The 6,921-nt window shown below is 42.8% G+C and carries 10 protein-coding genes and 1 riboswitch; of the genes, 3 read left to right on the top strand and 7 right to left on the bottom strand.

Translation table 11 applies throughout. The features are described from left to right. Window positions 1–322 precede the first annotated feature (322 nt). Genes ccsA through Q8P28_06920 form a run of 3 tightly spaced genes read right to left on the bottom strand, consistent with a single transcriptional unit; the run spans window position 323 to window position 2,766 of the window. Window positions 323–1,177, bottom strand: coding sequence for a cytochrome c biogenesis protein CcsA (gene ccsA / locus Q8P28_06930; GenBank protein MDP2682522.1), 855 nt, complete (start codon window positions 1,175–1,177; stop codon window positions 323–325). A 6-nt stretch (window positions 1,178–1,183) separates the two neighbouring features. Further along, window positions 1,184–1,828 carry a radical SAM protein gene (locus Q8P28_06925; GenBank protein ID MDP2682521.1) on the bottom strand — a complete coding sequence of 215 codons (645 nt, stop codon included), beginning with the start codon at window positions 1,826–1,828 and terminating at the stop codon, window positions 1,184–1,186. A 5-nt stretch (window positions 1,829–1,833) separates the two neighbouring features. Then, the gene (locus tag Q8P28_06920) at window positions 1,834–2,766 is read right to left on the bottom strand and encodes a TonB family protein (GenBank protein MDP2682520.1); all 933 of its coding nucleotides are present in this window, start codon (window positions 2,764–2,766) and stop codon (window positions 1,834–1,836) included. 55 nt (window positions 2,767–2,821) lie between these two features. Between Q8P28_06920 and tatA the strand changes: the two genes are divergently transcribed. Then, window positions 2,822–3,037 (top strand): twin-arginine translocase TatA/TatE family subunit, encoded by a 216-nt coding sequence (gene tatA, locus Q8P28_06915; protein ID MDP2682519.1) that lies wholly within the window; start codon window positions 2,822–2,824, stop codon window positions 3,035–3,037. On the opposite strand, the gene Q8P28_06910 is transcribed toward tatA, so the two are convergent. The 4 genes from Q8P28_06910 to crcB form a co-directional block, all read right to left on the bottom strand. Beyond that, on the bottom strand, window positions 2,996–3,232 hold the full coding sequence (locus Q8P28_06910; protein ID MDP2682518.1) for a hypothetical protein: 237 nt from the start codon (window positions 3,230–3,232) through the stop codon (window positions 2,996–2,998). The genes tatA and Q8P28_06910 overlap by 42 nt on opposite strands. A gap of 85 nt (window positions 3,233–3,317) precedes the next feature. Beyond that, window positions 3,318–4,523: a DUF3426 domain-containing protein gene (locus Q8P28_06905; GenBank protein ID MDP2682517.1), complete on the bottom strand. Its 1,206-nt coding sequence runs from the start codon at window positions 4,521–4,523 to the stop codon at window positions 3,318–3,320. A gap of 86 nt (window positions 4,524–4,609) precedes the next feature. Next, the gene (locus tag Q8P28_06900) at window positions 4,610–4,969 is read right to left on the bottom strand and encodes a DUF190 domain-containing protein (GenBank protein ID MDP2682516.1); all 360 of its coding nucleotides are present in this window, start codon (window positions 4,967–4,969) and stop codon (window positions 4,610–4,612) included. A 10-nt stretch (window positions 4,970–4,979) separates the two neighbouring features. Beyond that, window positions 4,980–5,360 (bottom strand): fluoride efflux transporter CrcB, encoded by a 381-nt coding sequence (crcB, locus tag Q8P28_06895; protein ID MDP2682515.1) that lies wholly within the window; start codon window positions 5,358–5,360, stop codon window positions 4,980–4,982. A gap of 30 nt (window positions 5,361–5,390) precedes the next feature. Further along, window positions 5,391–5,458: riboswitch (Fluoride riboswitch) on the bottom strand. A gap of 125 nt (window positions 5,459–5,583) precedes the next feature. Between crcB and dapA the strand changes: the two genes are divergently transcribed. Next, on the top strand, window positions 5,584–6,456 hold the full coding sequence (gene dapA / locus Q8P28_06890; protein ID MDP2682514.1) for a 4-hydroxy-tetrahydrodipicolinate synthase: 873 nt from the start codon (window positions 5,584–5,586) through the stop codon (window positions 6,454–6,456). Continuing rightward, window positions 6,457–6,921: a YqhA family protein gene (locus Q8P28_06885; GenBank protein ID MDP2682513.1), complete on the top strand. Its 465-nt coding sequence runs from the start codon at window positions 6,457–6,459 to the stop codon at window positions 6,919–6,921.

The following is a 6,921-nucleotide window of genomic DNA, read 5'->3' as shown; positions in this document are numbered from 1 at the left end:
GCCAAAGGTCTCTATCGTTGCCTTCTCCCCGTATCCTTCATAGAACTTTATAATCTTCATCTTCTGCTTTGCTATCTCATCCTCATCAAATCCATTAAGGCTATGGAGCATATGCTGAAACCTCCTATAGCCTCCCATTCTACTAAATATCGGTTATGCCTTCGCATAATGATCCATTACCCCTCAATGTCGCATATGTATCTTAACTTATTCATTACCCGAAATCATTTTGTTGCATCACCTTCAGTTAGGACAAGGTGATTAAAGGGTATTAGGATGTGAGGTAGAAAGATTAACCAGTTACTGGCTTTTTAAGAAGCTATCAGAAACTATGACTGCTTTTCATTAAGAGACTAACCCCCAGATAAGTAAACAGTGCCACAAAAAAACCGACAACAGTTGCTATTGCCAGCCCTTTTCCGCGCCACTCTTTTACATAATACGCATGCATAGCCCCTGCATAGTAAAACCAGACAATAAACGACCAGATAACCTTCGGTTCCCACAGCCAGTATGCGCCCCAGGCAAGGTATGCCCATACTGCGCCTGCAAACATGGATGCAGAGAAAAAGAAAAATCCCCAGAGTATGCTGCGATGAGCAATGTCCTGAAAGTCTTTCTTAAGTTCTGCGGTTGTCATTGCGAGGGGCTCTGGCCCCGAAGCAATCTCAGTTGATGGGATTGCTTCACCGTTGGTTCTCAATGACATGGTTTGGAGTTCGGAAAGTAAATATAAAACTGCGCCGGAAAATGCCAGTGTAAAAAGGGCATAGGCTGCAAATGATGATATCACATGGGTCTCAAACCAGCGGGTCTTTAAGATTAACGTCAGTGGTTTAGCCGGCGTTTCACTTATCTGGGCGAATATCATGGCCAGAATGGCAACAGGAATGGTTATAAGCTCTGTAAACCTTTCTCTGTATCTTAATATCACAATAGCGCTTACAAGAACAGTTGACCAGCTATAAAATAGCAGTGTCTCATACATGGCCAGCATCGGCGCATGGCCTGATTCGTATGTTCTTATAAACAGGGCAATTGTATGTGTAAGAAGTCCAATAACAACAACGGCTCTGGAAAGCGATGCAAAAAGCCCTTTCTTTGTTATATGGTAAAGGGCAACAATAAAAAAGCTGAAAATATATAGAATTAAGGCGCTGAAAACAAACATCCGCATCTATGTTTATCTTCCTTTCTCTTCTCCCCAGATAAACTTGTGTATCTGGAGCTGAAGTCTTACTGTAAGCCCGTCTGCAAGTATCCATTTTGCCAGCTCCTGTGATGGCATGAGCGGATGCGCAGGCGCAAAAAGGATTTTGGCGGTTTTGTCCTTGATGCATCTTTCTAAAAAATACCGCGCAAATTCATAGTCTTTGCGGTCAGCTATAACAAATTTTATCTCATCCTGCAATGTAATAAGTTTGAGGTTTTCCATTAAAAAGCTTCCATCATGGCCGCTGGAGGGGCATTTGACGTCCAATATCTTTATGGCATTGGCATTAACCGGCTCAAGGCTTATGCTGCCATTGGTTTCAAGGAGTGTTTCATAACCAAGTTTCAATAGCTTGTTTATAAGCATGGGCGTTTCCTTTTGCAACATGGGCTCACCGCCGGTAATCTCTGCCAAGCGGCAATTAAACTTTCTAACTTCGTTAATGACCTGTTCAATGGAAAAATCCTCTTCCTGTTCAGAGACCTGAGTATATGTTGTATCGCACCATGTGCATCTAAGATTGCAGCCTGCAAGCCTTATAAAAACACAGGGAAGCCCTGTATATGTGGATTCTCCCTGAATGCTGAAAAAAATTTCAGATACCCTCAAAATAATATCTCCTATCGCTTTTGCCTATTTATATATGGATACAGTATATATTCAAATGAGGCATTTACTGTTATCTTTTCAAGGCTGCCAAAGCTTTTTTGAAAAGGGTAAAACGGCGCTGCCAATCTTATAGCAGATATCGCAGCATTGTCAAGCATGGGGTAGCCGGAACTTCTGATAAGCGTTACATCCTCTAATGTTCCATCTTTTAAGATAACAAAATGGACAAAAAGCCTGCCTGCCTGGCCTCCACTTGCAGCCGCATACGGATATTCCCATTCATGGTAAATTTTGGCCTTTAGCCCCTCAAAATATGAGGTATAGCGCGGCTCGCTGGTGTCAAAAGAAATGTCTCTGTCTTTTTCTCCAACAGGCGCCTCTTTTTCATATTTTTTAGACAGCTCTGCGATACGTTCTTTTGTGGGATAAAGGCTTAAAGGTTTTTCCTCTTTTACTATTGGTTCTGAAGGGAGAGTTTTTTCATCTTCTACAGACTCTTTTTTAATCGCAGGTTCCTGTTCAGTCTTTTCCTCTAATCCCCCGCTTCCCGTTGCAATGCTTTGCTGCAACTGGAGCCCAGCCTCTTTGTCAAAATCCTCCTTTTGTTCTCCTGTGTCAAAGGGGGCGGGGAACTCATCCGAAGGATGAGTCGGGGGATTAGCAGGCAGCAGAGGTTCTACAATCCTTTTCTCTTCTGCGAAGGGAAGGACAGAAGGCAAGAGTGGATGGGGCTGCTCCCTGGCTCCGCCTGATGTGAAGGGCTTCTTTATCTCTGCTGGCTGCGGAAGCTCTATCACATCAATAGGTATCAGTTTTGGCAAGGTCTTTTCACCTTCTCTTGTCTGGGGGACAATCATAAGGATCCCAATATGGAGAAGAATGGAAATCAGCAAAAAAACAATAAGCCGGCTTTTGTCAGTGACTCTCAATATTTTTATTGACATATACAAAACAATCCTGCAATAATAACAAGACTAAAATCTTTGAAGGAGGATTCTTATGTTTGGAATAGGGACAACAGAACTTATAGTTATTCTCGTAATAGTTTTGATAATATTCGGCGTTGGGAAACTGCCTAGCATAGGCTCGGGTCTTGGCGAAGCCATAAGAAACTTTAAAAAGGCGTCTTCTGAATCTGAAATTGATGTAACCCCCAAAAAGGAAAAACTGGAATCAGCGCCCTCCAAACCTGAAGAGTCTGCCAAAAAGGCATAATTGCCATTTTTCTTCAAGCCGTTCCTTTGCAGCCGTTCTGATCTGCGGATGCAGTTCTTCGTCCTGAACAATTTTTTCAGCTCCTGAGAAAAAAAGAAATTCCAGAAGGCCGAGGGATATGCGCGGCTGAACTCTCATATCATGCTCAGGCAGAGATGATATATCTTTAGTAAGTTTTCTTACAAAGGCGAGCAATTCTGTTTCCAGTATTGGATTGGATAAAATTCTTGAGAGGAAAAATTGAGATTAAAAATAAACACCACCAAATTGGTGTGAGGATTTACTGGCCAACCTCTACACTGAACTCTGCCAGTTCACCGGAAACACCTTGAAAGACTATCATAAAAGGTACAGTTCCTTTAGGCGGTATTGTGCCATTTCTATCTTTAAATCTTTTTCCCAGGTCAGCCGCGGATATGGCCTTTAGTTCATCCCGGGCTACAATCCTTCCTGGCGCAACCCATACGTCCTTTATAGTTTTCCCCATTTTATCAAATATCATGCCATGCATGCCTGTAACCTCTTTTGGCGCATTGAGGTTGCTTACAAGTTTTCCTTCTATGACAAACAGCCGGCCAAGGGACGTATTATTTATATAATACCCTTGCAGACCAATAATATCCATGGTCTTTTGCGGCGCTGCGGGTTTGGATAAAAATCCAGCCCCAATATTCAGATAAATGACAGCTCCCCCGGCTGCCAGCAACAGGATAATCACCGCAGAAATTATTATAGGGGCGCTTATCTTTCTTTTTTCTGAAGGGGCTTTAAATGACATTTCGTTTGCCTCTGGCTGCGCCTTGGGAGATAACGGAGATTCCATTATTAAAGTTTTTGCCTCCTCCTTTGATTGAGCGCCCATTATTAAAGTCTTTGCCTCTTCCTTTGGAGGAACAACAAATTCTTCTTCTGTTGGCGGGGGTTCTATCTCAAAGGATGTTTTCTCTGCTGTTTGCGCAAAATCCCCTTCAAAGCTAAAACCTGACAACTCCGGAGACGGGACAGCCTCTTTTTTTTCTGCTTCAAATGCCGGCTCTTTTCCAATCTCAAAACCAAACCCGCCCTTTTCCCCTTCCGGTTTCGGAGCCTCTTTTTCCTCTTCAAATGAAAACGGCGCCTCTTCTTTTGAAGAAGGGGGGCCTATATCCCATTCCGACTTTTTCTCTTCTTCCTTTGGTTTTTCATCAAAGGTAAAATCTATGCCCCATTGCGAGGCCTCTTCTTTTTTTTCTTCCTGTTTTTGCGCGGCAGATTGTTCAGAAAGGCCGCCAAAATCTATTCCCTCTGTTTTTGGGGAAGGTTCAGGCTGAGCCCCAAATGAGGCCTCAAATGTTTCCTCCTGTTTTGGCGCAGCTTCTTCAGACGGAGGAGGCATAACTGTAAAGACATTCTGGCATTTGGTGCAGCGGACCTTTACACCCCTATCCTTTATCTTTGAATCATCTAGTTTAAATTTTGTATTACAGGCGTCGCACTGAACTATCATTCGTTTCTTTCCCCAAGTTTAATTGGGCGAAGTATAGCCTAATAAACAGAGAAATGCAAGCAAATTTTCCTGTTGTGTCTACCGGTTCAGCTTTCCCTGGTTTTCTCGTTTCCATGGGTATACCTTATGACGGTTGCATTTTCCAACGTTATCATCCCCCCTCCGTTCATAAGTTCATCAATCTTGGGCATGATAGCGTCAATCTTTTCCCGCCCCTCCACTACCTCAACGATTATAGGCAGGTCTATGGAAAGCCTTAGTAACTTGTCCGTATGATAAATGCTGTGGGCGCCAAACCCTGCTATCCCACGCAAGACGGTAGCGCCGGCAAACCCCTCTTTTCTAAATAACTCAACCATGGCCTCATACACCGGCTTGTGACCTATCTTGTCGCTCTCACCTAAAAATATCCGCATAAGCGCCTTTTCCCCTATAAATTTTGTCATCGCATCCTCCTTATAATAAATACCTTGCCGTTTCTGTACCTGCCCAGGTAAAGAAAAGGCAAACCAGCACGCTGATAAAAATATTTATTGAGGCGATAAGGAACTCACCATCCTCAAGAAGCCTGAAAGTCTCATAACTAAATGTAGAAAAGGTTGTTAGTCCGCCCAAAAAGCCTATTGTAATACCTACGCGGAGGTTCTGCGATATAAGATTGCTCCCTATGCTGAACTCCATGACAAGACCTATTATGTAAGCGCCAGTTACATTGACAGCTATGGTCCCATACGGCAAACTCCTGCCAAAAAGATTATAAACCCAACCTGCGAGAAAGTAACGTGACAGGCACCCAAGCGCGCCGAACAAGGCGATATAAAAAATCTGTGTGGACATACTCACCCTCTAAATAAAAAAACCCCTGCTATTTATGCAGGGGTCATCAGTTTGCGCAAGGCAAACGGTTAATGGCGGACTCCATCACCCAAAACGTTCAAGTTTTGATAAATTAACATTTAACAAAGATGCTGTCAAGGTCTTTTAGTTTTTCTATAAAAGTGTTGTAATAATCTCAGAAGTAAGATACTTTATTAAAAACTTAATGGGAGTGGAGGGTTTTATGCTTCAAGGTTCAATGACGGCAATTGTCACGCCATTTAAGAACAGCGGATTGGATGAAAAGGCATTTAAGGGATTGATTGAGTTTCAGATAAAGAACGGCACAAATGCCATTGTCCCGTGTGGCACAACAGGGGAGTCTGCTACACTTTCCTATGAAGAGCATGAAAGGGTTATTGAACTTACAGTTGAATTGGTCAACGGAAGAATTCCTGTAATTGCAGGCACAGGCTCAAACTCCACTGCCGAAACTATCATGTTAACGAAACATGCAGAAAGGGCAGGTGCAGACGCGGCTCTTTTGATTACACCCTATTACAACAAACCAACGCAGGAAGGGTTATATCAGCATTATAAGGCAGTTGCTGAAAAGGTAGAATTGCCTATAATACTCTACAATGTCCCTGGCAGGACAGGCGTAAACATGCTTCCTGATACCGTCGCCAGATTGTCTGATATTAAGAATATTATTGGCATAAAAGAGGCGACAGGAAACCTTCAGCAGGTAAGTGATACGATTGAATTATGCAGAAAGGGATTTATAATTCTTTCAGGAGATGATTTTACAACCCTGCCTATTTTGGCCATAGGCGGGCATGGTGTTATTTCTGTTACCTCAAATATAGCGCCAAAAGAAGTAAACCAGATGTATCGGGCATTCTTTGAGGGAAACCTTGAAAAGGCAAAAAGGCTTCATTATAAACTACAGCCTCTGCACAGGGCAATGTTTCTGGAGACCAATCCCATACCGGTAAAGACAGCCCTCGCCATGATGGGAAAGATAGAGGAGGAGTTCAGGCTGCCTCTTGTAAGAATGGGAGAGGTGAACAGGAAGAAACTGGAGAAAGTTATTACGGATTTCGGTGTTATATAAATGTTGAGGAAAATCCTTGAAAATGCAAAATATGCGGTCATCCTTGCGGTCATATCTTCGCTTGCAGCGTCTGTATCCATATTTATCTGGGCTTCTGTAAAGATGTTTATTACTATATACCACATGTTTGCTGATATTTTTTCTCCAGAGGCGGCCAGTGCAACCACGCATGCTGTTGCTATCCTTGATTCTTTTATACTTGCAGTAATACTTTATATATTTGCGATAGCCTTATATGAGCTTTTTATCGGCGAACTAAAGCTCCCTGAATGGCTGGTCATAAAAGACCTTGACGATTTAAAAAAGAAGCTTTCCAGCGTCATTGCCCTCATGCTTGCAGTAACATTTCTTGAGCATCTTGCGGAGTGGAGCGACCCGCAGGGTACTTTAATGTTTGCGGTGGCGATAGCCGTTGTGATATTTGCGCTTGTCTTCTATATGAAAACTAAGGAGAAAAAGGAATAG

The sequence above is a fragment of the Deltaproteobacteria bacterium genome (assembly GCA_030690165.1).
Taxonomy (GTDB): Bacteria; Desulfobacterota; GWC2-55-46; order UBA9637; family UBA9637; genus JACRNJ01.
This window is presented reverse-complemented; position numbering and strand designations above follow the sequence as displayed.